At 56.5% G+C, this 22,985-nt stretch carries 21 protein-coding genes and 3 tRNA genes; 11 read left to right on the forward strand and 13 right to left on the reverse strand.

All coding sequences use genetic code 11. The annotated features are described in order from the left end of the window. The first annotated feature begins 48 nt into the window (after positions 1–48). Complete coding sequence (locus M2305_RS07950; RefSeq protein ID WP_211500486.1) at positions 49–567, forward strand: helix-turn-helix domain-containing protein; 519 nt, start codon at positions 49–51, stop codon at positions 565–567. 8 nt (positions 568–575) lie between these two features. On the opposite strand, the gene M2305_RS07955 is transcribed toward M2305_RS07950, so the two are convergent. Next, complete coding sequence (locus tag M2305_RS07955) at positions 576–1,238, reverse strand: protein-tyrosine phosphatase family protein (protein WP_264649058.1); 663 nt, start codon at positions 1,236–1,238, stop codon at positions 576–578. A gap of 103 nt (positions 1,239–1,341) precedes the next feature. On the opposite strand from M2305_RS07955, the gene M2305_RS07960 reads away from it, so the two are divergent. Together M2305_RS07960 and M2305_RS07965 are read left to right on the forward strand one after the other, a co-directional pair. Continuing rightward, positions 1,342–1,704: a hypothetical protein gene (locus tag M2305_RS07960; protein WP_046900668.1), complete on the forward strand. Its 363-nt coding sequence runs from the start codon at positions 1,342–1,344 to the stop codon at positions 1,702–1,704. Positions 1,705–1,822: 118 nt separating this feature from the next. Beyond that, the gene (locus tag M2305_RS07965) at positions 1,823–3,334 is read left to right on the forward strand and encodes a globin-coupled sensor protein (RefSeq protein WP_264649059.1); all 1,512 of its coding nucleotides are present in this window, start codon (positions 1,823–1,825) and stop codon (positions 3,332–3,334) included. Between the two features lie 13 nt (positions 3,335–3,347). On the opposite strand, the gene M2305_RS07970 is transcribed toward M2305_RS07965, so the two are convergent. The 3 genes from M2305_RS07970 to M2305_RS07980 are packed head-to-tail and all read right to left on the reverse strand — an operon-like array spanning position 3,348 to position 5,153. Beyond that, positions 3,348–3,527, reverse strand: a complete 180-nt coding sequence (locus M2305_RS07970; RefSeq protein WP_264649060.1) for a Trm112 family protein — start codon at positions 3,525–3,527, stop codon at positions 3,348–3,350. Then, complete coding sequence (locus tag M2305_RS07975) at positions 3,524–4,204, reverse strand: LON peptidase substrate-binding domain-containing protein (RefSeq protein ID WP_264649061.1); 681 nt, start codon at positions 4,202–4,204, stop codon at positions 3,524–3,526. The genes M2305_RS07970 and M2305_RS07975 overlap by 4 nt, the downstream gene beginning before the upstream one ends. A gap of 4 nt (positions 4,205–4,208) precedes the next feature. Next, positions 4,209–5,153, reverse strand: a complete 945-nt coding sequence (locus M2305_RS07980) for a thioredoxin family protein (protein ID WP_264649062.1) — start codon at positions 5,151–5,153, stop codon at positions 4,209–4,211. A 217-nt stretch (positions 5,154–5,370) separates the two neighbouring features. Between M2305_RS07980 and M2305_RS07985 the strand changes: the two genes are divergently transcribed. From M2305_RS07985 to M2305_RS07995, 3 genes are all read left to right on the forward strand, one after another. Further along, positions 5,371–5,445 (forward strand) — tRNA-Gly (locus M2305_RS07985). 134 nt (positions 5,446–5,579) lie between these two features. Continuing rightward, a tRNA-Gly gene (locus M2305_RS07990) sits at positions 5,580–5,654 on the forward strand. A 151-nt stretch (positions 5,655–5,805) separates the two neighbouring features. Continuing rightward, complete coding sequence (locus tag M2305_RS07995; RefSeq protein WP_264649063.1) at positions 5,806–7,173, forward strand: FAD/NAD(P)-binding protein; 1,368 nt, start codon at positions 5,806–5,808, stop codon at positions 7,171–7,173. A 47-nt stretch (positions 7,174–7,220) separates the two neighbouring features. On the opposite strand, the gene M2305_RS08000 is transcribed toward M2305_RS07995, so the two are convergent. The 4 genes from M2305_RS08000 to M2305_RS08015 all read right to left on the reverse strand — a co-directional run bounded on the left by M2305_RS08000 (position 7,221) and on the right by M2305_RS08015 (position 12,324). Then, the gene (locus M2305_RS08000; RefSeq protein ID WP_086633471.1) at positions 7,221–8,753 is read right to left on the reverse strand and encodes a carbohydrate porin; all 1,533 of its coding nucleotides are present in this window, start codon (positions 8,751–8,753) and stop codon (positions 7,221–7,223) included. A gap of 189 nt (positions 8,754–8,942) precedes the next feature. After that, positions 8,943–9,464, reverse strand: a complete 522-nt coding sequence (ppa, locus tag M2305_RS08005) for an inorganic diphosphatase (RefSeq protein WP_046900674.1) — start codon at positions 9,462–9,464, stop codon at positions 8,943–8,945. A 204-nt stretch (positions 9,465–9,668) separates the two neighbouring features. Beyond that, positions 9,669–10,070, reverse strand: a complete 402-nt coding sequence (locus M2305_RS08010; RefSeq protein ID WP_046900991.1) for a hypothetical protein — start codon at positions 10,068–10,070, stop codon at positions 9,669–9,671. 115 nt (positions 10,071–10,185) lie between these two features. Then, positions 10,186–12,324 carry an FUSC family protein gene (locus M2305_RS08015; protein ID WP_086633592.1) on the reverse strand — a complete coding sequence of 713 codons (2,139 nt, stop codon included), beginning with the start codon at positions 12,322–12,324 and terminating at the stop codon, positions 10,186–10,188. A 219-nt stretch (positions 12,325–12,543) separates the two neighbouring features. Between M2305_RS08015 and M2305_RS08020 the strand changes: the two genes are divergently transcribed. From M2305_RS08020 to M2305_RS08035, 4 genes are all read left to right on the forward strand, one after another. Continuing rightward, positions 12,544–12,617, forward strand: a tRNA-Ile gene (locus M2305_RS08020). 76 nt (positions 12,618–12,693) lie between these two features. Beyond that, entirely contained in the window at positions 12,694–14,373 is a 1,680-nt protein-coding gene (ettA, locus tag M2305_RS08025) for an energy-dependent translational throttle protein EttA (protein WP_211500491.1), read from the forward strand. A 74-nt stretch (positions 14,374–14,447) separates the two neighbouring features. Continuing rightward, a complete protein-coding gene (locus M2305_RS08030; protein WP_046900676.1) occupies positions 14,448–14,945 on the forward strand; it encodes a GNAT family N-acetyltransferase in 498 nt (165 codons plus the stop codon). Between the two features lie 84 nt (positions 14,946–15,029). Next, positions 15,030–15,386, forward strand: coding sequence for a pilus assembly protein N-terminal domain-containing protein (locus tag M2305_RS08035; protein ID WP_264649065.1), 357 nt, complete (start codon positions 15,030–15,032; stop codon positions 15,384–15,386). Between the two features lie 77 nt (positions 15,387–15,463). On the opposite strand, the gene M2305_RS08040 is transcribed toward M2305_RS08035, so the two are convergent. Further along, positions 15,464–16,060 carry an MlaC/ttg2D family ABC transporter substrate-binding protein gene (locus M2305_RS08040; protein ID WP_099211669.1) on the reverse strand — a complete coding sequence of 199 codons (597 nt, stop codon included), beginning with the start codon at positions 16,058–16,060 and terminating at the stop codon, positions 15,464–15,466. A gap of 10 nt (positions 16,061–16,070) precedes the next feature. After that, the gene (locus M2305_RS08045; protein WP_046900679.1) at positions 16,071–16,877 is read right to left on the reverse strand and encodes an MlaA family lipoprotein; all 807 of its coding nucleotides are present in this window, start codon (positions 16,875–16,877) and stop codon (positions 16,071–16,073) included. A gap of 317 nt (positions 16,878–17,194) precedes the next feature. Between M2305_RS08045 and M2305_RS08050 the strand changes: the two genes are divergently transcribed. After that, the gene (locus M2305_RS08050) at positions 17,195–18,355 is read left to right on the forward strand and encodes an aldose epimerase family protein (protein ID WP_264649066.1); all 1,161 of its coding nucleotides are present in this window, start codon (positions 17,195–17,197) and stop codon (positions 18,353–18,355) included. A 75-nt stretch (positions 18,356–18,430) separates the two neighbouring features. Here the strand turns inward: M2305_RS08050 and cysE are convergent, their stop codons facing one another. From cysE to M2305_RS08065, 3 genes are all read right to left on the reverse strand, one after another. Then, the gene (gene cysE, locus M2305_RS08055) at positions 18,431–19,207 is read right to left on the reverse strand and encodes a serine O-acetyltransferase (protein ID WP_211498635.1); all 777 of its coding nucleotides are present in this window, start codon (positions 19,205–19,207) and stop codon (positions 18,431–18,433) included. Next, a complete protein-coding gene (locus M2305_RS08060; protein ID WP_264649067.1) occupies positions 19,204–20,421 on the reverse strand; it encodes a UbiH/UbiF/VisC/COQ6 family ubiquinone biosynthesis hydroxylase in 1,218 nt (405 codons plus the stop codon). Before M2305_RS08060 ends, cysE begins: the two co-directional genes overlap by 4 nt. 65 nt (positions 20,422–20,486) lie before the next feature. After that, the gene (locus M2305_RS08065; protein ID WP_264649068.1) at positions 20,487–22,679 is read right to left on the reverse strand and encodes a TonB-dependent siderophore receptor; all 2,193 of its coding nucleotides are present in this window, start codon (positions 22,677–22,679) and stop codon (positions 20,487–20,489) included. Between the last annotated feature and the right edge of the window lie 306 nt (positions 22,680–22,985).

A 22,985-nucleotide genomic window follows, 5' to 3' on the forward strand; every position in this document is an offset into this window, starting at 1 on the left:
TCTAGGGTTGTTTTATTTACCTTCTCTTGGTCTCAAGGGAGGATCATCATGTCTACGGGTCACGTTAAGGCCGAGCCAAAGAGTGCTTCGGCTGCTGGCCCGGTTGATGTGCATGTCGGAAACCGCATTCGGCTGCGACGCACGCTGATGGGGCTTTCGCAGGAAAAGCTTGGAGAGGCGCTGGGGCTGACGTTCCAGCAGATCCAGAAATATGAACGCGGCGCTAACCGCGTAGGGGCGAGCCGTCTTTACGATCTGGCGCGTGTTCTGGATGTGCCGATCGGTTTTTTCTTTGATGATATGCAGGATGCAGCCCCCAAAACGGCACCTGCTCCCATTCAGCCTTCGGTCACGACGGGCTTTGCAGAAACGCAGGCCACTTTTGGCGGTCCGCCCCGTAAAGCGGTTCAACCGCCTCGGCTGTTTGATCTGCCTGCCGATGAGGCGGCACTGTTCAGCCGTCGTGAAACGGTTGACCTGGTGCGATCCTATTATCGCATTCCAGATCCTTCCGTGCGCAAGCGGATGCTGGATCTTATCCGCAGCCTCGGCCCGGCAGAAGAATAAGCCAGAGCCTATTCGCGGCGCAGGACGCTATCGTTCAGGAAGGACGAAATCTTGCCCGCTTTGAAATCGGCCCGCAAACGGTCTTCATCGTATTCGGTCTGAAGCCAGTCCATGAAGGAAAGACGCCCTTCGGCTTCAGCGCGGTAACGCAGGAAAAATGCATCCAGGATGCCCGTGCGGGACCGGTTGAAATGTCCAAAGCGCCAGTGCAACTGCCTGAGAGCATCTGTTGCCGTTCCCCCCTCGAACATCACGACCAGCCCCGAAGCCAGTCCTGCGCGGTCAGCGCCTGACTTGCAGTGCATCAGCATTGGAAACTGAAGAGTCTGATACATGGCATGAAAGCGTAGGATGCGATCCTTGTGAGGCGCGCCCCGGCTCTCAAATGCCATATCCAGATGCGTCAGCCCCAGCTTTTCACTCGTGCTGCGGGACAGGGCATCCGACCCGCATTTACGATGCCCGCGCAGGTTTACGAGCGTCTTGAGGTGAAGCTTCTTCTTCAGTCTGCGCAGACGTGACGGTGTTGGGTGGTTGCAACGCCATACCTTGCCAGGAACGACTTCCGAAAGATTTGTCCAGCCGAGGCGGAAGATGGAGTGGTCCACAAAGAGACTGTCCCACCAGGCCCGTCGCAGCGTGGCGGCAGAAGTAATCCGGCCTTCAAACATCAAAAAACGTCCTCGACTGTGGGGCATGAAGCAGCTTCAGGCAGCGCTGTGTCCCATTTGAGATGGGGATGCGTCAACCGCAAGGAAATGGTAATGTCAGCTTATGCGGTGGCTTTCTCTTTCCCTGATGGTGTCCTGCCTGTCCCTGACGGGATGTGGTGTTGGTTCAATGTTTGACGGACCGGCTGCGGATATGACCGCGCTGCCCCCGCCGGGAGCTGCGCCGGATAGAGCTACTCATCGCCGGCCTCATGCCAGTGGCATGTCTTATGCGGACGATGCGCCCGTCATGCCGATGCCGCCTGGGGGAATGAGCGAGGAAAACCGCCCCCGGGAAAGCAGCGCTCCGTCCTCGGAAGGAATGACCTTTGGGACGAGTGGTGTAGGTGGCAATACAGCCGATATCACCCCACGCCCTGCCGTGCCGGATACGGAAGTGTCATACGGGAAGAATAGCGGAAATTAAGGACAGAGAGGCCGTTCAGGCCGTCTGACGGTCCAGTCTTCATGATTGCGTAACTATTGGCGTGGTAGGGCGAAAGCGTCCTCACCAGTGGGCCGAGTTGACGTCTTGGAGACTAGAAATGACCGAGCAGGTCGCGGCAGATATGAAAGAGCGCCTTACCTTTTTGGGGATTGGAGCCAATGAGAAGGCCCTGATAGCGCGAATTGGCCAACAAGTCCGCCGGATTTTGCCTCCCGCGCTTGACCGGTTTTATCGCCGTGTGGACGAGACCCCAGCGCTTGCACGTTTTTTCTCAAGCTCTTCCCATCAGAACTCAGCCCGTACACAGCAGGAAATGCACTGGAGCCGTATTCTCGAGGGTGATTTTGGCCCCGACTATGTCCAGAGTACGCGGGCGATCGGGAATACTCACGCCCGGATTGGCCTGGACCCACAGTGGTATATCGGCAGTTATGGGCTGCTGGTCGAAGGTATTGTCGCCGGCGTTATTCAAGATGCGTGGCCAAAGCAGAAACAAGGATTTCTTGGCAGGCTGTTCGGTAAGCGCCCATCAGGTCTAACCAGTCATGATGTTGCTGCGCGGGTAGGCGTTTTGGTGAAAGCCGCGTTTCTGGATATGGAGCTTGGCCTTCAGACATACACATTGAATCTGGATGGGCAGGAGCGTTCGCGCGCCGAGAAGGAGCGCACTGAAAGTCTGTCAGCACTTTCAGAAGCTCTTGCAGATTCGCTGGACCGCATGGCCGAGGGAGATCTTGTACAGGACATCGATCCCGAACTTGCCAGTCAGGCGGCACGGATGAGCGGAGCCTTCCAGCGTGCCTGTAATGGGCTAGGGCGAATTGTGCAGGGCGTACGCTCTACGTCGGGCGTGGTGGAGCATCGCGCCCGAACACTCAGCAGTTCGTCCGAAGACATCGCGTGTCGTATCGCGGAGCAGGTCGATGCACTGGGCACAGTATCGCGCAACATCACCCAGCTGACGACGTCCGTAAAGGAAGTGGCTGAAGAGGCACGGCAGGCAGATGAGACGGTTGAAGCCTGCTGTCAGGAGACAGGGCAAAGTACGGAAGTTGTTGCTCGGACAGTTGAAGCGATGGCCAAAATTTCGGAATCATCCACGCGGATTGTTCAGATTATTGGCGTTATCGATGAAATTGCCTTCCAGACAAATCTTCTGGCTTTAAACGCAGGCGTAGAAGCTGCGCATGCCGGGGATGCCGGGCGGGGTTTTGCCGTTGTCGCTCAGGAAATACGCGCTCTTTCCCAGAGATCAAAGACTGCAGCTTGCGAGATCAAGGAACTGATCAGCAGCAGTATGGAAGACGTGGAGCGTGGCGTGAAGATGGTCGATGAGACAGGGGCTGCACTCGGCAACATCAGTGCATCTGTGAATCGCCTGGGAGAAGCTGTGGGGCAGATTGCTTCAGGTGCGGAAGCTCAGGCGCAGCGGATTATGGATATCAACACCAGCACCACACAGCTTGAAGCTGTGACCAAAACCAACGCCGCGATCGTAAGGCAGATGAGCAACTCCAGTCAGGAGTTGGTTGGGGATGCTGCTCAGCTGATGAAGATCGTCATGAACTTCAAGGTTCAGAACGATCTTCCAGCACAGCATCAGCTCTGAAGAAAATCTTCAGTCAGAGCGAACGAGCTTCTTCCGGCAACATGATGGGAATGCCGTCCCGGATCGGGAATGCCAGCTTTGCGCGCGGGCTGATGAGTTCCTGCGTGTCACGGTTAAAGGTGAGCGGCCCTTTGGTGAGGGGGCAGACCAGAAGAGACAGGAGGCGAGGGTCAAGTTCAGTATTCATGGTCATTCCATGCCTTTTGCCAGAAGATCCAGCAAGACCCCGGCGCGGTCATCCAGCGTGCTTGCTTCAAGAAGGGCCTGTTTCTGCTCAGAACTGAACGGAACAAGCATCGGCAGGATGACGAGCAGCATGTCATCATCCAGTTCATCAAGCAAAGACCAGTCGGTCTGGAGCTGATGTGCTGTCAGATAGCTTTTCAGACGGCTTAACAAGCGTGCCCGGTTAATCGGGGAGGGGTCGCTTTCCAGCAAATCCGAGAAGAAAGGGGAGGCATCGATGGTGCCTTCCCTCCAGCCGCGCTGCGTCAAGCCTTCCATCAGCAATCTGAAACGCGTGACGCCCAGAAGCGTAATGGAGAACGTACCGTCAGAATATTCCGTAAAGCTGGTAATTCTGCCCAGTGTCCCGATGTTATGCAGCACCGGTAGAGGATCGGATTCGTCCTCTTCCTGAGGCTGGATCATCCCGATGAGGCGACGCCCCGCAAGCGCGTCTTCCAGCAAGGCGACATAGCGGGGTTCAAAGACCGTCAGAGGAAGATGCCCGCCAGGCAGGATCATGGCCCCGGAAAGTGGGAAAAGCCCGACCCGCGGTGGAATGTCAGCAAGAGTGAGGTCCGCAAGAGCTGGAACCCTGCGCGGGATATCATTTAGATCCAGGAAGGTGTCGGGCGTTTTCGTCATGGGATTACGAGAACAGGAGAGAAGAGAGCTTGCGACGCGCAGCAAGCGTTACAGGGTCCGTATGGCCCCACGCTTCGAAGAAACGAAGCAACTCGGTTTTGGCAGCGCCGTCGTTCCATTCACGGTCCTGACGGATAATACCCAGTAGAACATCCGCAGCATCAGCGCGATTTCCCGCAGCATTGAGTGCCCCAGCCAGTTTGAGCTGGATATCAAAGTCAGTCGGTGAGGCGGCGGCCTGTTGTCTGAGAGTATCCAGTTCGGAAACTGCCGCTGCACCTTCTATTTTGAGGGCGAGTGCCGCACGTGCTCCCGTAATCTCAGGATGGTTATTAAGCTTGGCAGGGACCTGGCTGGATGCTTCTTCTGCACCGTCTAGTTCATCGAGGGCCAGGAGCGCGCGGAGCATCCCGCCCCATGCTTCAGGGTTTTCAGGTTCTGCATCCAGAACCTGCGCGTAGAGGCCCACAGCTTCTGCAGCTTGGTTGTCTGCCAGGGCTGTTTTGGCTGTTGCCAGAATATCTGCTGCGGGCATCGTGCCGCCAGAAGCTTTCAAAAGCGATTCGACAAAATGACGAATTTCACTTTCTGGCTGTGCACCCTGGAAAAGATCCAGAACCTGGCCCTTCCAGAACGCGACCACAACGGGAATGGATTGAAGCGGAAGCCCCATCTGAGCCAGTTGAGCCGCGAGGGACTTGTTGGCCTCTACATCGACCTTGACCAGACGAACCCGTCCGTTGGCAGCATGGACGATCTTCTCCAGAACGGGCGTCAGCTGTTTGCAGGGGCCGCACCACGGGGCCCAGAAATCCACCAGAACCGGGATCTGCTGGCTGGCCTCAACCACGTCCGCCATGAACGTCGTCTGATCTGCTTCGACGATGTATGCGGCCTTGCCTGAAGACGGGGACTGGCCAATCAGATGTTCGTCAAAAGTGCTGCTCATGGAATGGAAGCCATCCTGCTGGGAAAATCTAGTTGCGTTGAAGATCGGGCCTGATGGCTCTGTGTGCAAGGGCGCTTTCGCGGGAATGCTTTTCATCTCGTCACGAGATCATGGCGCTTTCTTCACAAGAAACGGTGCAGATTGAAAAATTGACTGAGAGGTCCATTTTCTCTCTTGCATGTCCCTGAAAGTTCAGTAATAACACCGCCCACGGAACGCGGGTGTAGCTCAGGGGTAGAGCACAACCTTGCCAAGGTTGGGGTCGTGGGTTCGAATCCCATCACCCGCTCCAGTTTGAAAAAGACGCCTTAGGGCGTCTTTTTTCGTTTCTGGCTCATAAATATTTCCTGATCAGGAAAATGCTTTTCCACTCGTCTTTCCTCTTGCGGATATTGCAAGTTTCCGCCATAAGCCGCCTCACGGAATGCGGGTGTAGCTCAGGGGTAGAGCACAACCTTGCCAAGGTTGGGGTCGTGGGTTCGAATCCCATCACCCGCTCCAGTTTGAAAAAGGCGCCTTAAGGCGCCTTTTTTCGTTTCTGGAGCCTGCAGTGCCTCAAGGTGGCGTTCTGTTACGATAAAAGTCGCATGGTTGCAGAAAACGCAGCGATGATCAGGGCATTGTCCAGCCCCGAACAGAGTGATGCGCCTTCGTGGAAAATCCTGATCCATCCTCTCCGGTCATTGCCATTATCGGAAGTGGCGCCAGTGGAACGCTTCTGGCCTGGTATCTTCGCAAAGCAGGCTGCGCTGCGAGACTGATTGTTGTTGGAGATGCGCCAGAGCCGGGTCGAGGGCTGGCATACGGCACTCCCTGTCTCACACACTATCTGAATGTCTGTGCGTCCGGGATGAGCGCAGTTACGGATGACCCATCGCACTTTCTGGCGTGGGTACGAGAGCATCATGATCCAGAGATCAGCGCTTCAGATTTTGTGCCCAGAGCGATTTATGGGCGCTATCTCCAAAGTCTGTGGACAGAGGCCGCGCCAGAATACCATCAGGGCCATGTTCTTGCCTGCGACAAGGCGGATCAAGGGTGGCATCTTACCCTTTCTGACGGGGCCTGTATTGCAGCGTCCTATGTCGTTCTCGCGACTGGCAATTTTTCGCCCGTCGTGTTGTCAGACCCGCGGCGTTTGGTGCCCGGATACTCTCCTTCAGCGTGGCAGAATGATCTTTATAGCCGCATTCGCCTTGATGATGACGTTGCTCTGATTGGAACGGGGCTGACAGCTGTTGATGTTCTGGTTCGTTTGAGACAGCAGGGGCACAGAGGCCAGATTACCGCTATTTCCCGGCATGGGTGGTATCCGACCTCACATGCAGAGGCGCCTGCGGCGGGGGTGGATGATGTGTGGTTCGCCACGCCCCCGAGTGCGAGAGCTTATCTTGCTCTATTCCGAGCGTGTCTGCGCAAAGGTATTTCCTGGAGGAGCATGGTCAATGCTCTGCGTGCCCATACGAACGCCCTCTGGGGCCGACTGCCAGTAGAAGAAAAACGCCGCTTTGCGCGCCACCTTCAGCGGCGATGGGACATCGTGCGGCATCGAATGGCGCCAGCACTTCGATCAGTGCTCGATCAGGAAACTAGAGCAGGGACTTTGAAAACCCAAAAAGGGCGCGTGGAGCAGGTCTTCGCAGTTTCAGGCGGGGTGCGTCTTAGCATTCAGGGAGCAGAACGGCTTCGTTGTCTCGATGTAGATCACGCGGTGAACTGTACGGGGCCAAGTCGTGATTATCGGACAGTCGGCTCAGCTTTGTTAACAGGGTTGCTTGAGACAGGGTGGGCAACACAAACCCCATTGGGTGGCCTGGTTTGTGATGACAGTGGCGCTTTACAGAATGTCTCGGGCAGATGGAGTACGAGCCTGTATGCCATTGGCCCGATGCGCTGGGGGACTGTCTTCGAAACAACAGCCATACCCGAAATTCGCCAGCAGGCTGCTGAACTGGCTTATCATCTGGCTGCTCAGGTGCAGTCCTCGTCTTTCCAAAACAGTCTGGCCGATGAGGGCTGAGTAGCAAAAGCGGCCAGTCATGATATCTGACTGGCCGCTGAGAAAGCTTAGAAGAACTGGATGTGGCTCTTGAAGCCGAGCATTGCTGCATTATGCAGTGCAGCCTGGCCACCGGGACGGAAGTAGTACTGGAAGTCCGGTGCGAAGGTGACGCCACGCATCACGTGGATACGGTAGTTCGCTTCAAGAACTTCGCCATAGTTCTGGATCCCGTAAGATCCGTTCATGAGTGACATCCCACGAGCAAGCTGAAGGCGTTGTGTATCGGAAACGCTGCCTGCAACACGAACGTAGGTGAAGTTCACACCAATGCCGTCCAGCGGGCGAGCCTTCCAGAAGCCGCTGTCCACAAACCCGATTTCATACTGCTGGGCACGTGTCTGGGTGCGGGGGCTGTTGGCGTAGAAGCCACCCAGTACGACAAGGCCTGCGTCCGGATTTCCGGGTGTATGATGGCGCCAGACCATCTGATCCGCCAGGAACCAGGCTGCCCAGGAGTAATTGACCGTGCGCTGCGCCAGACCTGAGATGACATACGGGTTCCCGTTGACATCATAGTAGTTGTCTTTGTGCGGTGCATTGTCGATGGCGTAGCCAACCTTGTAGTGACCCGGCAGGTGGTCCTTGCCCACCAGCGGCTCCCAGCCAGCTTCCACGGGTACAGCTTCGCCATTGATGTCTGCGCCGTTGAGCTTGAAGCCCGTCCGGTACTGAACATTGTTGTAGATGCCTGCCTGCGCGAAATACACGCCGGTCTGGATGTATGTGCTTTTTGTTGGGCGAACGCGGATACGGGCCGCCCACACGGCATCTGGGTAGGACGAATGGGTAGTGTTGTCAGACGATGCCTTCGGGTTACCGCAGAAGGCATTGTTCTGGAAGTTGCAGTACAGCGGGTTGGCGGAGAAGTCGTTCAGGAACGGAATACGTCCGGCGGCGACGTCAAAGTGACCGTTTCCGAGTGTTTCCTCGCCATAAGCATAGACAAGGTGAACGACCACGTTGCCGCCTGCGCCATAGATTTCGGAGCTGGGGTTCAGGTTGTCACCGAACATGCGGCTGGCGGGAATACCGTAACGGCCGACAACGACGGCATGGGTTGAGAAGCCGCGGATACCAGCGAGCTTTTCCCAGTCGATATCGTTCTCAAGGCTGTACTGGCCTGCGTTGCTGCTACCCTGACGAAGCCCATAACCCGGTGTCGGCTTGGTGATGGCGCCCGTGTATTCGTTGGTGTTGTCCATCATGATCGCGATGCCGCGGTCACGAAGCCACTTGTTCCAGCCAAACGGGTTGGTCAGCAAGGCCTCAGGCTTGGGGAGCGGGGGGACCTGCTCCTTGTCGAACGACATGATTGTAAGCGGGGTGTTAACGCGAACACTCGGGTTTTCCGAGTTCTGGTCTGGCCAGTCCATAACCGTGATGGGCGCGAGAACGCGCACGGTCGTAACCTTGTCGCCAGCCTTTGACTGAACGACGGTCGTGACAGGTGCGGGAGCCTTGGTCGCGCCTTCAGCGGCGGCGATGGCGGGCGTAAAACAAACCGCACAGGCTGCGGCATAGAGATGCAGGCGAGACAAGTCTCTTATCCTCGGGTATCAGGTTGCGAGATCTTCGTAACACTTTTTCCGGGATAAAGAACAGAGATTATGAGATAAATTTCTAAAAAATCACGTTCATATGATATAGGCTCCGTTTTTCAGGAAAAAACAAAGCCTATACCAAGCGATGTAAACTATAATCCGTATAAAACGGATCACAACATCGTATTATTTGGCTGCTGCGAGTGCTGCCTCGATGACTTTACCAGCCTCTTCCTTGCCAGCCCAGCCTGTTACCTTAACCCATTTGTTGGGTTCAAGATCCTTGTAGCGCTCAAAAAAGTGCTCAATCGCCTTGCGTGTGATCTCTGGCAGATCGTCGATGGACTTCACGTCCGTGAACTGCGGGTGGATCTTGTCATGCGGGACGCAGATGATTTTCTCATCCTGGCCGCTCTCATCTTCCATCTTCAGCATGCCGATCGGACGTGCACGGATCACCGCACCAGGAACGACGGCTGCCGGAGCCAGAACGAGGGCATCAGCCGGGTCACCGTCAGCAGCGAGGGTGCCAGGAATGAAGCCGTAAGCTGCCGGGTAGGCCATCGGCGTGAACAGGAAACGGTCCACGAAGATCGCGCCGCTATCCTTGTCCACTTCGTACTTGACCTGAGAGCCCTGCGGGATCTCGATAACTACATTAATGTCGTTCGGCACGTCTTTGCCGGGCGAGATCTTGGAAACGTCCATGATGTTCACGTCCTGAACTGGTTTTAAGACGGCGGAACCTTAGCTGTCCTGCGCCTTTCTGCCCAGAGCGGAAGCAAAAACATGATGGGGAGCTAATGCGCTGATCGCCGGATTGAGGACAGTCGCCAGATCGCCAGAAACGCAAAACGCTCCAGCACAAGGCTGAAGCGTTCGTAGAAGCCGATAAACTCGGAAAGTCAGGGGTCAGAGAAGCGGCTGTGCGGCCTTCAGGGCATTGTGGCAGGCTGCGCGACGGTCATCTTCGTTGGTGTAGGCCACCAGATAATAGCGCTTGCCGTTGCTGTTGAAGAAGCCAGCGGTGCCAAGAGCATAGTCTTCATTGCCAACCGTCTGTTCGGTGGCCTTGTACTTTTCGCTCAGGCCATAGAGAGCCGGGTTGCCTTCATCATAAGAGAGATACTGCAGTTCGACGCAGTAGTTCATGATTCCTGCAAGATTGGCAGGAGAGACGCCCGTGAAATCTTTGCCAGGCGTGCCCTGAACGGCAGCAGGAGGCGGTGGCGACTGTTCCTGGGCCATAGCAGCCGTGGACATCACGCCGAGGCCAAGAGCTAGGCCGAGAGCGGGCACGATACGACGAAACATGACGGTATCCTTTCTGAAGACCCTGTCTTCCCGCGGCACTCCGCGGTTGAAACGGAACATTTCCCCCCTTTTCGTGAAAAGAAAAGTCTATTTCAGAACATTTCTTCGTGAGCACTCACACTGGAGGGTCGAGATAGGGACTCTTTGTGTCAAAGAATATCTTGTTGGTGTTCAGTTCCGTTGCAATGACGTCCAGAGCCGTCAGGGCAGCGATCAGCACAAAGCGCTGACGAGGGCGCGATTCGGTTGTCTCACAGTCTCGCAGTCTCTGAATGGCAAGGAGCGTGGCGCGCAGCGTTCGCCCATAATGCCCGTGATAACGCCCACTGAAATGGCTCATCCGTGCCAGAACCAGCTCAAGAGCCTGATGCGCGCGGGGATTGAGAGACGCATCATGGTTGATGGCGCGAAGTCGGAGCAGGTTCAGCATGACACGCATCGCTGAAAGAATCCCCGCCAGATAGGCGTGAACCACAGGAGACGGTGTATTCCCCGAGTTGGTCATCAGCCGGACGAAGCGATCCACGTTGCGTGAGACCACTGTATCAAGTGTGGCGTTCGTTTTCCCTTCTGCAATGTGATGCAGGTCCTGAAGGATGTGTTCGCGCATGGTCCAGCGTTGGTGCGCCGGGTCATAAGGCAGGAAAACGCGGTACATCCATGATGTGTAAAGCAGCCCCAGAACGAGCGGCATGGCCGTATTGAAATAGACGATTTCATCCGTTCGGCCCTGATTGGACGGGCCTAGAAGGATGGGCAGGAACAGGTTGTAAGAGACGGCCGGAAGCGTCAGTGGCGGATAGGCAAAGGCCAGCCCGCCCAGCATCATGGCAACGCCAGACCACATTCCGAGCATTTCGAATGTTGTGGGTTTTCCCAGTAAAAGCAGATCGAGCACGCCCCCAGCCAAAACGGCGCAGCAGGCGCCATGCAAAAAGGCCTGTGTCGCGAGGGCGGGGCGCTCCAGCGTAGAGAACAGGCTGCATGCAATCGCGACAAACATGATGAATGTCAGGCCGCTGGGCCACGCTGTTGCAATCCAGATTACGCCCGCCCCAAAGACAGTCACCGATGAGCGGAGGCTGTTAACGATGGCCTGCCGCCAGTCCCGGTAGGAGCGGATTGGCTCATGGAAATGATCGTGAGGCTGAGGATTGCGGCTGGCTTCGAACTGCCGCAGAGCCATTCTCAACGCATCAATCAGTTCGACCAGAGACTGCTGCAACATGCCATGGCGAAGCATGGCAGCGCGGTCTTCTGCTTTGGGAAGAACAGTATCGAAATCTTCCACGACCCGACGCCGGCAGTCCCGCCTGATGTCTCGCAGGTCGCTCAAAATTGCGTCCATGTTCTCGGTGCTTTCCAGCCTCGCGGGCAAGGCGAGAAACATGTGCTGGATGGTTTTAGCCTGTTCGAGAAACGCGTCATCCTGACTGAGGGGAAGACGCATCAGCGTGGCAAGGTCCATGGCCCGCGCCAGGAGAACAGCGATGTTCGCCAGCGCGGCGCGCGTATGATCGCCCGCATGATCCTGTCGTCCCAGCTCGACCTCAGCGAATTCAACCTGATCCCCCAAAGTGGTGATGCGGGTGAAGACAGATTGCATGGTTTCCAGAGCATCAGTCTTGCCCGCCAGGATGTCCGCGATGGTCGAAAGTGCTGGCTTCAGCGTGTCTTCAAAAGTGCTGGTGAGTTGTTGGCGCGTTCGTTTCGTGAGGCCGAGCTGGAACAGTCCAGAAATCGATGCTTCCAGAACAATGCCCAGCACAATGTATGTGGCGCGCGAACTGGCAATTTCGAAAATGTGGTGCGGGTCCGCGATCCCATCGAGGGAGACAATGGCGTAGGTGAAGCCCGTCGCCCGCATACCGTGAATACGGTAATTGGTCATGGAAGCCGGCCCCGGCATGAACGTGCCAATCAGGCAGAACAGCCCGATGCCTGCGGCCAGAAGCAGAATGAACATCAAGGGCGCCTGAGGGCAGACCGCGACGAGGATCACGCCGCAGATCACGCCCAGCACCATGCCGAACAGATGCCACTTCGCCTTTGCCAGACTGCGCCCACGTGTGCCCTGCGCGACCATCCAGACGGTCAGGGCTGCCCATTGCGGGCTACCAAGCTCCATCTTCAAGGCAATCCCCAGCGCGAGCAGGGACGTCAGAGTAGTTCGGAGAGCGTAGCCGGCCATGACCGGGTCCGGGCTGTAGAGCCAGCGGAATTTTTGCAGAAAAGCTGTCGCGCTTGCCTGCATCACCGAATGTGCGGCGTTGTAATGTGTTTCAATGAGCGTCCAGCCACGTCTTCCCCCAGAATAATGAAAACCGGTAGGTGCCTTCTCGAAACGGCGGCAATGGCCTTCTGAGGCCAGTCGGGGACGGGAGGCGTTTTGACACATAATGCAAAAAAAGACATTTCACCATGTCAGCCCTTGCAAAAATGCGTCAGGTGAGCGATTTCGTGCAGCTACCGCGCGCCTGTAGCTCAATTGGTTAGAGCCGGCCGCTCATAACGGCTTGGTTGGGGGTTCGAGTCCCTCCGGGCGCACGGTGTTCTATTTTGTCTGGCGAGCCTGTCTGCCGCCGCTCATTCCGCACTCCACCACCGAACAGGAGACCTCATCATGGCCGCCTACCAGTACGTCTACGTCATGAAGGATCTTACGAAGGCCTATCCGGGTGGACGTGAGGTCTTTAAGGGCATCACCCTTTCCTTCCTGCCCGGTGTGAAGATCGGTGTTCTTGGCGTTAACGGCGCGGGTAAGTCCACGCTGCTCAAGGTGATGGCCGGGATCGACAAGGAGTTCGGCGGTGAAGCCTGGGCGGCTGATGGCGTCAAGATCGGCTATCTCGAGCAGGAGCCGCAGCTTGATGAAAAGCTGACAGTTGGTGAGAACGTCGCTCTCGGTTTTGGTGAACTCAAGCGCGCACTCGATCGCTTCAACGAAATTTCCATGCTGTTCGCTGAGCCCATGTCCGATGAGGAGATGACCAATCTTCTCTCGGAACAGGCTGAATTGCAGGAAATCATCGATGCCGGTGACGGCTGGGAGCTGGATCGGAAGCTGGAGATCGCTCTCGACGCGCTGCGCTGCCCACCAGCAGACAGCCCGGTCGACAAGCTTTCCGGTGGTGAGCGCCGCCGCGTTGCGCTGTGCCGCCTGCTGCTTGAGAAGCCTGACATTCTGCTGCTCGATGAGCCAACCAACCATCTTGATGCCGAGAGCGTCAGCTGGCTCGAAAAGACGCTGCGTGACTATCAGGGCACCGTCATGGTCATCACCCATGACCGTTACTTCCTCGATAACGTCACGAACTGGATTCTGGAGCTCGAGCGTGGCCGTGGCTATCCGTTCGAAGGCAACTACTCGTCCTGGCTGACCCAGAAGCGCAAGCGTCTGGCCCAGGAAGAGAAGGAAGAAAGCTCCCGCCAGCGCGCTCTTGCTGCCGAGCAGGACTGGATCAACAGCTCCCCGAAGGCCCGTCAGGCCAAGAGCCAGGCTCGTATTACCAAGTACGAAGAGATGCTGGCAGCCAACTCCGAGAAGGTTGGTGGCACGGCGGACATCGTTATTACGCCGGGTCCGCGCCTTGGCGGTACGGTGATCGAGGCCGAGAACCTGACGAAGGGCTTTGGTGATCGTCTGCTGATCGATGGCCTAAACTTCAAGCTTCCCCCTGGTGGCATCGTGGGTGTGATCGGTCCGAACGGTGCGGGTAAGTCCACGCTGTTCAAGATGATCACCGGTCAGGACACGCCGGATGGTGGCACTCTGAAGGTCGGCGAGACGGTGAAGCTCGGCTATGTTGATCAGTCCCGCGACACGCTGGATGGCAATAAGACCGTCTGGGAAGAGATTTCCGGCGGTACGGACGTCATTCAGCTTGGCAAGCGGACGGTTCCGTCCCGCGCATATGTCGGGGCGTTCAACTTCAAGGGCTCTGACCAGCAGAAGCGCGTTGGCATCCTGTCGGGCGGTGAGCGTAACCGCGTTCATCTTGCCAAGATGCTCAAGGAAGACAGCAACGTTCTGCTGCTCGATGAGCCGACCAACGATCTTGACGTTGATACGCTGCGTGCCCTCGAAGATGCTCTGGCAGACTTCGCTGGCTGCGCCGTGGTCATCTCCCATGATCGCTGGTTCCTTGACCGTCTGGCCACGCATATCCTGGCCTTTGAAGGCGACAGCCATGTCGAGTGGTTCGAAGGCAACTTCCAGGACTATGAAGAAGACAAGCGCCGCCGTCTGGGCCCGGATGCGACTGAGCCAAGCCGCATCAAATATCGCCCGCTGGCCCGCTAAGACGGACCGTTCCTTTTGCACGTCACCGGGGTAGGCTATTCTGCCCCGGTTTCTGACGGTTTGAGGAGGCCCGGTTGTTAGGGCGAGAACTCCGTACAGCACGTCTTGTCCTCACTCCGGTCAACTGGCCGGACCTTGAGGACATGATCGCCCTGAAGGCTGATGCTGGTGCCTTTGGGCGTATGCTTGGTGGCGTGCGCAGCCGGACCGAAGCAGAGCAGGATATGGCTGAAGACGTCGCCTTCTGGGCTCGTCGCCGTATCGGTATTTTTGCCATCCGTGAAAATGGCCGCTTCGTCGGGATGACGGGCGTGCATGAACGCCCCGATGGGCGCGGCCTCGGACTCAGATTCTCTATTTTTCCATGGGCTGCTGGCCGGGGACTTGCTCGTGAAGCTGCGGGTGCAGCGATCCGGTATGTCCTTGATGAGGGTGAGCCCCGGATCGTAGCCGTTGCCCGCGAAGATAATCTTGCGTCTCGTATGGTGCTGGGAAGTATCGGCATGCGTCATATCGATACTTTCAAGCGAGATGGCGATACGATGTTCCTCTACGAAATTGCTCCAGCCTGAAAAGGTGCAGAAAGCAGGGAATTTTCCTTTCGCTTTTAGGTGCTGGCGTTTGAATTAAGGCGACGCGGTCGTCGAGGAATAAATATGGTCTATTTTCTGAAAAACATACGAACAGCAGGTCTTGTTGTGCTGGCCTTGGGCATGGCCTCTCTATCGGCCGCTCGGGCCGCAGACCCCAAACCTGCTGAGTCGGCGGTTGGTGGTATGCGCATCATTGAGCATACGCTCGTTATGACGTTGGGAGGAACGGAGATCGTAGCTCTTCCTCCTAACCTGCAGACGGCGTCTATCAGCCTGCCTGCAATTGTGCATATCAATCTCGTGTCCCAGAAAGTGGCGGAAATTCTGGCCCATCAGGAGGGCCGGACCGATGTGCTGTTCACCGGGAAAGACACAATCTATCGGTTCCACATCAGCGTGCAGCACGTCGCCCCGCGATAAAGGCTTGTAGTGCAGAACCAAAAAAGGCCTCCCGTTCAGGAGGCCTTTTTCAGAGTGTTAGCTTCGATGTGCAGCACTCAGTGGTGATTGCTGAGCTGACGCTCCAGAGCGGAGTTCAGAGCACCAACATCGCCACCGTGGCGAGCCAGATAGGAGCTGTAATCGCCGCGCTGGTTCATGCGCAGGCTGGCACCTTCACCATACATGTCCACGACCTTCGGTGGGTTTCCACCGATGATGAGCTGCATGTTGACCTCTGGCTGGCCTGGACGGTCAATCAGTGCATTGACCCGTTCGCCATCCGGCGTTGAGCTGGTGCCGGTAACCCGGAAGCTCACGCCCTGATAGTTACCAATCTGGTCCGTGATCGTGTTGACCAGAACCTGATCGAAAAGCTGCAGGTACTTCTGCTGCTGTGCCGGGGTGGCGGTGCGCCAGTAGCGGCCGAGGCAGTAGCGGGCAATGCCCTGAATATCCACATTGGACTGAAGAAGCGGAAGGACTTCGCGCTTCTTTTCACCCAGTGGCTTGCCGGAATTAACGATGCTGACCAGCTGGCCACCAAAGGAATTCACGAAATCTGTTGCCGGATTGGCATGAGCGACGCCAGCCCCGAAAGTGAGGGCTGCAGCAAAAGCACCAAGAAGGGCCCGGCGCGAAAAGGCTTTAAGCATGCGTTTGTCCTCAGTTGTACCAGTCTGGGGTGGTGGCGCGGTGATCGTTCGTCATAGCGTCAATCTGGCTCTGGCGGTTCTGCTGCCAGGCACTACGGACGTAGGAGTACGGATCAAGGCTGTCCTGCTCCAGATGGTCGATCTGATCCACACTGTTGGCAAAGCCATCAACCGTTCCAAGAATATTGTAGGCCCAGTTGAATGTCAGCAGACCATAACCTCTTGGCACATAATTGATCGGGGTCAGAGCCTGCCCGATCCCGTAGCCGATACCATCGCGGAAATTGCTGGGGCCGACAAACGGAATGAAGAGGTATGGGCCGCTCTTCACGCCCCATGTTCCCATCGTCATCCCCGGGTCAGTCTCATGCTGTTTGTAACCGACCAGACTGGCAACATCGAAGAAACCCGCCACTCCCGCACTCATGTTGATCGTGAAGCGCATGAACGAGTCACCCGCACGACGGGGCTTTCCAGCCCCAACATCAGAGAAGAACACCGCAGGCTCACGCCAGGTTTCATTGATGTTGGAAATACTGTGCCGAACCGGTTTTGGAACAGCCCAGATCCAGGCCTTGGCCACGGGACGCAAAGCCACGTGATAAGCCCACATCTGGACGTTATACATCTTCCGGTTCAGCGGCTCATACGGATCGTTGGCAGCCTTGTAATCAGCAAGGTCGTCCGGATCTTTCGGCGGGGGATTATGCAGGGAGCCACAGGCCCCCAGCGTCAGCAGTGCCAAAACGCCTGCAATGGCTCTGCCACGACGCGAGCGCGTCGCCCTGATACCGATTCTGTCCTGCCGAGAGTCCATAACCATTCCTCAAAAACCCCACTCCGCGGGCGTGCTCACAAAGACTTCATCTGAAAACGGAAATTTTCGAAATCCGTTCCCATTCAATTGGTGTGCCGCCAGCGGAGCCATGAGCCGTCCGTCGCGGAAAACTGCGGAAGGCCGTAGTCATAGCCTATACTGTGCCAAGCTGCACCCCTCTATGTATCCAAATTATGACACAGGGAAGGGACGAGATCCTTTAACGATCCAGAAGTCAGAAGGACACTCCGGCCACTTTGACGGCTGAAATATTTTGAGAGCAGTGTGGCGGCAACTCAACACCAGGGAATTTTCCAGTGTCCAGATTTTCTGCCTGCAAAGCACCGCTTTTTGCCACCGTGGCCCTAGTCGGCCTGTCTCTTGGGGCTGCTCAGGCGCGTCCAACGGCACTCTCTCAGCCATGGGGCAACACGCCCGATGGTAAGCCTGTCCGCATTGTTACCCTGAAGAATGACCATAACGTGACGGTCCGCGTCATTACCTATGGTGGCATTATTCAATCTGTTGAAACGCCGGATCGTAACGGGCATCCGCAGGACATCGTCCTCGGGTTTGGCGATCTCAAGGGATACACCGTCGATAGCGCCAAGGGTGGACTGTTCTTCGGGGCGATTATCGGCCGTTACGCAAATCGTCTCGCAGGCGGCAGCTTCCCCGTAGATGGGAAAATCTACCACACGGACATTACGGCGGCTCCGAATGCTCTGCATGGTGGCAAAAAGGGATTCGACAAGAACGTCTGGACGCTTGAAAAGACAGGCGTCTCTGCAAGCGGCTCCGATGTGACGCTGAAGCTGGTTAGTCCGAACGGAGACCAAGGCTTCCCCGGAACGCTGACAACGCACGTGACCTACACGCTGGGCAACGACAATGCTCTGTCGCTGCATTATGTGGCGACAACCGATGCGCCGACGGTTCTGAATCTGACGAACCACAGCTACTGGAATCTGAATGGCGAAGGCTCTGGCAGCATTGAGCCGGAAATCCTTCAGATCAACGCAGACAGCTATACTCCGACTGATAGCACCTCGATCCCAACGGGCCAGCTTGCACCCGTTGCAGGCACACCATTGGACTTCAGCAAGCCAACTGAAGTGGGCGCACGCCTCCGCAGCAATGACATCCAGATGATGTATGCGCGTGGTTACGACATGAACTGGGTCGTCAACGGAGCATACGGACAGGCTCCGCGTCTGGCTGGAAAAGTCTATGACCCACGCTCGGGCCGCAGCATGGAAGTTCTGACCAACCAGCCGGGGCTACAGGTCTATACGTCCAACTCACTGGACGGTGGGTATGCAGGGATTTCCGGTCACGCTTATCGTCAGACAGATGCTATCGCCTTTGAAGCCGAGCATTATCCAGACAGCCCGAACCATCCGTCCTTTCCGACGACAGAACTGAAGCCGGGTCAGATATTCGACTACACGACGACGTTCAAGTTCTCGAATCAGTAAGCGCGTAACGCCGACAAGGCCTTGCTTGAGGAAGAGGCTGTTCTCCGAAAGGAGGCAGCCTCTTCCTGTATCTGCTCAGGACGGCAGCTTGGCGTCTGTTGCAGCACTGACTTTGGAAGGCTCCAGAATCCTGGCCGGATTTCCGACTGCCGTCGCATTCGCAGGAATATCTTCCAGAACAACTGATGCCGCACCAATACGGGCATTTTCACCGATGATGAGGCGCCCCAGTACCTTGGCACCCGATCCAATCATGGCCCCTCGGCGTACGATCGGATGTCTATTCCCGGTCAGTTTCCCTGTGCCACCCAGCGTGACGTCCTGGAAGAGGGAGACGTCATCTTCGATGATGCAGGTTTCCCCGATCACAATCCCCGTTCCATGGTCGATGCTCAGGCGTCGACCAAGGCGCGCGGCCGGATGGATGTCGATTGCGAACAGCTCATTGACCCGGCTTTGAAAGTGATAAGCCAGATGCCGTCTGTTTTTCTGCCAGAGGTGATGCGCGATACGATGAACCTGTAACGCCTGCCAGCCTTTGAAGAACAGGAACGGTGTCACCAGATCCGGGCAGGCCGGATCACGGTCATGAATTGCCAGAATATCTTCGGCGGCTGACTCGGCTATGCCGGGGACTTCCAGAAGAATGGAAGTGACCAGCCGTGTGATGGCCGTAGCAGAAATGGATCGATCCGCCAGCTTTGTACCCAGAAGGGACGCAAGGCCCGAACTGAAGCTGTGATGGTCTCCGATATTCGTGGCGAAAACATCCTGAATCAGAGGGTCATGGCAACTGCAGGCCTGTGCCTGCATATTTCGCCAGAGCTGATCAAGATTTACGGTTGAACTCATACGCCCATCGCCTTGCGAACAAAGGCGCGTCTCAGGCGGGGCAGGCGATGAACGCCCGCAATGCCCAGGTCGCGCACGCGCCGCAGAACCGGATTATCGTTGCCAAAAAGACGTTCCAGAATGTCCGTGGCGGCCAGCATGGCCATATTGCCGGGCCGGGCTCGGCGCTGATAGCGGACAAGGAGTTCCCGGCTTCCCGGATCTGTACGTTTCGTATGGGCTTCAATCAGCAGGTCTGCCAGAGCGATGACATCCCTAAAACCGATATTCAGCCCCTGACCCGCAATCGGGTGAATACCATGGGCCGCATCTCCGACCAGAGCCAGACGTGGCGCAATATATGTCTGCGCATACTGCGCTGACAGCGGATAAATCCAGCGGCGGCCAATGGGTGTGATGGCGCCCAGATCCTCATCGCCCATGCGGGCACGGATTTCGCGGGCAAAGATTGCATCGGGGAGGTCGTGGAAGCGCTGGGCGCGACCCTCGCCTTCTGCCCAGACAATAGCGGACCGATGCGGATGTTCAGCCGTTCCCGGCATTGGTAGCCGGGCGAAAGGCCCTTCCGGCAGGAACTGTTCCAGCGCCACGCCATCATGAGGCTTTTCATGTGCGATTGTCGCAACGATACCGCACTGATGATAGGGGAGTTTGGTCAGGCCGATGCGGGCCTGGTCGCGCAATGGAGAACGACGTCCCTCAGCGGCGACAGCCAGTTTGGCCGTCACGGTTGAACCCGATGCCAAACGGATCGACACATGATCCGGGTGGAACGTGAAGGTTCCTGTGTCTGGCGCGCGGACGTCCAGCGTCTCGTATTGTTCAAGCGTCCGGTTAATGGCGAGACGCAGATCGCGTGCTTCTGCCATCCAGCCGAAATTCATCCCTTCAGGGGCATCGTCCACACCGAAATGCAGGAAAAGCGGTGAGGGAGCCTCGTGCGGGCGGCCATCCGAGACGCGGATTTCACGGATCGGCTGGGAAACACCGGGAAGATTATCCCAGATACCTGCGGCTTCCAGCATCTGGCGTGAGCCTTCTGCTATGGCGTATGCCCGGCCATCGAGAGAGGGATCTTCCATGCCTGGGAGCGCCGCACGGTCAATGAGCAGAACCCGCACACCTTCGGCTGCCAGACGACAGGCCAGTGTCGCGCCAACAGGACCAGCTCCGTTAATGCACAGGTCGTAATGTGTCTTGGTCATCGTGCTCATCTCCCTGCCCCTGTCCTACTCCTGTGACGTGTGGAGCGGAAGAGGGCAGGAAGGGGCAGAAAAGATCAGAGATCGAAGCGTGCGTTCAGGAAGACAGCGCGCGGTGTCCCGACAAAGAAGTAATCAGAGGCCAGAAAGCCCCAGTAATGAAGGTTCGTGGCGTTATCGAGTTCAGCGCGTAGCGTCACCTTGTGACGGCCGATGCTGGTGCGATAGCTGGCCCGCAGATTGAGCAGCGTATAGCTCGGGACATGGAAGCTGTTGGAACTGTCCCCCCACATTGACGCAGTATAATGAACTTCCGCAGTCGCTGAGAGACCCGGCACGCCCGGGATACGGTCCGTCAGCTGAAAGACATTCTGGAACAGCGGAATGCCTTCGATCTTGTTTCCTTTAACGCTGGCATCTGCCTTGCTGTATTTTCCGCCTTCGGCACCCAGACTGTCCGTGAGGGTAATGCCAAACGGCAGATCGACATGGCCGCTGAGTTCTGCGCCCTGATATGTGACGGTGCCGTTCGACACATAAACATTGTCCGCATTGGCATACTGCGCCCCTCGCGTGATGCGATAGAGCGCGCCTGTCAGGTCCCAGGTCTGGCGCGCAATCTTTGCACCCACTTCAACCTGATCGGAACGGATGGGCGGAAGGGTCTCGCGTGCGTTCTTATAGGTGTCTCCCACGGTCCCACCGTTTTCCAGCGCCTGAACGTAGCTGGCGTAGATGGTGGTGTCTTTCCACGGATGGAACATCAGGGCGGCAGTTGGTGTCAGTGGCGTAGTGCGCAGCGCTGTTTTTGTTCCGGCGGACGTCCAGGTCAGCTGGTGAAAATCGGTAAAGCGAATGCCGGCGAGCAGTGACCAGTGTTTATCAAATGTCAGGGTGTCACTGCCGAAAAGACCAACCTGATCGGAACGATAATTGCGATAGGTCGCGGTGTCCCAGCTTCCGCTATAAGAGCGGCTGGTGATCGGCGAGTAGAGGTTCTGGCCTCCGATATTCACGTAATCAGAGTCATATGGCAGATATTTGCTGAGCCCCTGCCAGGCCGCTCCCATCGTGAAATCATGCCGGATAAAACCTGTCCGGAACTTGCCTTCCAGAATGGCCTGAACCTGATCATATTGTGCCCAGCTTCCAGGATTGGTGCTCATATAGGTGTCATAGTTGCCACCCTGATCCTGCAGGGACATCCACTCTCCGCGGTAGCGGCGATAGTCCATGCTGTGGCTGTAATCGATGCGCGCCGTCCAGTTCTTTGTAATGTCCCAATGCAGCCCCGTGGAAACGAATAGCGTGTGAGACGTGAACATGCTGGCGGGAGAGGCGGTCAGGTTCTTGTGTCCGCTGATGGCATCGGGAAGACGGTTGCTGCCATAGGCGGACGGGTCATCAATAAAGAAGTCCTGCACGCCACCACGGACCTGACGGTCCTGATAAATGGCGTCAGCGGTCCACAGCAGGTTGTGAGCCAGCCGCACATCCGTGGACAGGGAACCTGAAAAGCGCGTGACGTGCGATCCGTTATAGGTTTCGCCATTTTCGTGGGTGAGGTTGAGGCGATATCCAGCAATATCGTTTCGGAAAAGGCGCCCACCCGTGTCGATGTGCTGACTGCCCACAGCGCCTGAGCTGTATCCGGCATCAAAGGAAAATGTACGCGCGTCGGTCGGCTTCTTCGTCTGGAAATCGATGATGCCGCCGGGCGCGTTGAAGCCGTACATGAAACCGGAAGCACCCTTGAGAAGCTGCACCGCTTCGAATGACTCAAGCGGGAGTTCCACGGTTGTCATGAAGAAGGGCGTACCGTTGATCTTGTAGCCGTTGTAATCGTCAAGCGGTACGCCCCGGACCGTGACGGAATAGGCGTTGAACGAATACGTGTCGCCGTTTGAAATGACCGATGCATCCTGTGAAAAAACGCGTGCCAGCGATTTGACCTGCCGCTCCTGTAGTTCTGCGGCCGTCACGACCTTGATCGAAAATGGCGTATCCAGAAGGCGGCGTGTTCCTAGCGCTCCGCCGTCAGCCTGATGGGCATGACCGAGAACCGTAACGCTCTCGCTTTTTGCACTGGGCTGCTTATGGGACGTCGGGACAGGTTTGGAATGTCCATTATGACGGGGTGCGACAGAGGGTTTTCGCTCGGATTGAGAATGCTCGTCCTGAGCGTCTGCTGCCAGGGCAATGGCCGAGGTGCCTGACATGAGCAGAGCAAACGAAAACACAGATGACAGAACGGAAGTGGCGGCGGCCATAAAACTACACCAAATAGTTATAATATGAAACAACCAATAAAATATGTTTATAATGATAAATTACAACATGAATCGGTGTTTGTGGTTTGTTGTGATAAAGAACTGAAAAGGCTTAAAAATACTGATTTTCTCTTAAAGTTTTCGCTTTGGCTGTTTGGTATCTGTGGAGCCGAAAAGACGGGTAAATCAGTGTCTCATTTCTGCAACATAAATCGTACAACAATATTAATAACAATTTAAAATAGTGAAAACGGAACTGTTCGTATTTCGGGAACAGTTGGGTCTGCCTGCTGTTGTAGTCTGACG

It is taken from the genome of Gluconobacter cerinus (assembly GCF_025961355.1).
Classification (GTDB): Bacteria; Pseudomonadota; Alphaproteobacteria; order Acetobacterales; family Acetobacteraceae; genus Gluconobacter; species Gluconobacter cerinus.

Bases quoted from the DNA above. Each gene is read 5' to 3' on its own strand.
- M2305_RS07950 (WP_211500486.1), top strand. From the start codon at position 49: ATGTCTACGGGTCACGTTAAGGCCGAGCCAAAGAGTGCTTCGGCTGCT.
- M2305_RS07955 (WP_264649058.1), bottom strand. From the start codon at position 1,238: ATGTTTGAAGGCCGGATTACTTCTGCCGCCACGCTGCGACGGGCCTGG.
- M2305_RS07960 (WP_046900668.1), top strand. From the start codon at position 1,342: ATGCGGTGGCTTTCTCTTTCCCTGATGGTGTCCTGCCTGTCCCTGACG.
- M2305_RS07965 (WP_264649059.1), top strand. From the start codon at position 1,823: ATGACCGAGCAGGTCGCGGCAGATATGAAAGAGCGCCTTACCTTTTTG.
- M2305_RS07970 (WP_264649060.1), bottom strand. From the start codon at position 3,527: ATGACCATGAATACTGAACTTGACCCTCGCCTCCTGTCTCTTCTGGTC.
- M2305_RS07975 (WP_264649061.1), bottom strand. From the start codon at position 4,204: ATGACGAAAACGCCCGACACCTTCCTGGATCTAAATGATATCCCGCGC.
- M2305_RS07980 (WP_264649062.1), bottom strand. From the start codon at position 5,153: ATGAGCAGCACTTTTGACGAACATCTGATTGGCCAGTCCCCGTCTTCA.
- ppa (WP_046900674.1), bottom strand. From the start codon at position 9,464: ATGGACGTTTCCAAGATCTCGCCCGGCAAAGACGTGCCGAACGACATT.
- M2305_RS08010 (WP_046900991.1), bottom strand. From the start codon at position 10,070: ATGTTTCGTCGTATCGTGCCCGCTCTCGGCCTAGCTCTTGGCCTCGGC.
- M2305_RS08015 (WP_086633592.1), bottom strand. From the start codon at position 12,324: ATGCAGGCAAGCGCGACAGCTTTTCTGCAAAAATTCCGCTGGCTCTAC.
- ettA (WP_211500491.1), top strand. From the start codon at position 12,694: ATGGCCGCCTACCAGTACGTCTACGTCATGAAGGATCTTACGAAGGCC.
- M2305_RS08035 (WP_264649065.1), top strand. From the start codon at position 15,030: ATGGTCTATTTTCTGAAAAACATACGAACAGCAGGTCTTGTTGTGCTG.
- M2305_RS08040 (WP_099211669.1), bottom strand. From the start codon at position 16,060: ATGCTTAAAGCCTTTTCGCGCCGGGCCCTTCTTGGTGCTTTTGCTGCA.
- M2305_RS08045 (WP_046900679.1), bottom strand. From the start codon at position 16,877: ATGGACTCTCGGCAGGACAGAATCGGTATCAGGGCGACGCGCTCGCGT.
- cysE (WP_211498635.1), bottom strand. From the start codon at position 19,207: ATGAGTTCAACCGTAAATCTTGATCAGCTCTGGCGAAATATGCAGGCA.
- M2305_RS08060 (WP_264649067.1), bottom strand. From the start codon at position 20,421: ATGAGCACGATGACCAAGACACATTACGACCTGTGCATTAACGGAGCT.
- M2305_RS08065 (WP_264649068.1), bottom strand. From the start codon at position 22,679: ATGGCCGCCGCCACTTCCGTTCTGTCATCTGTGTTTTCGTTTGCTCTG.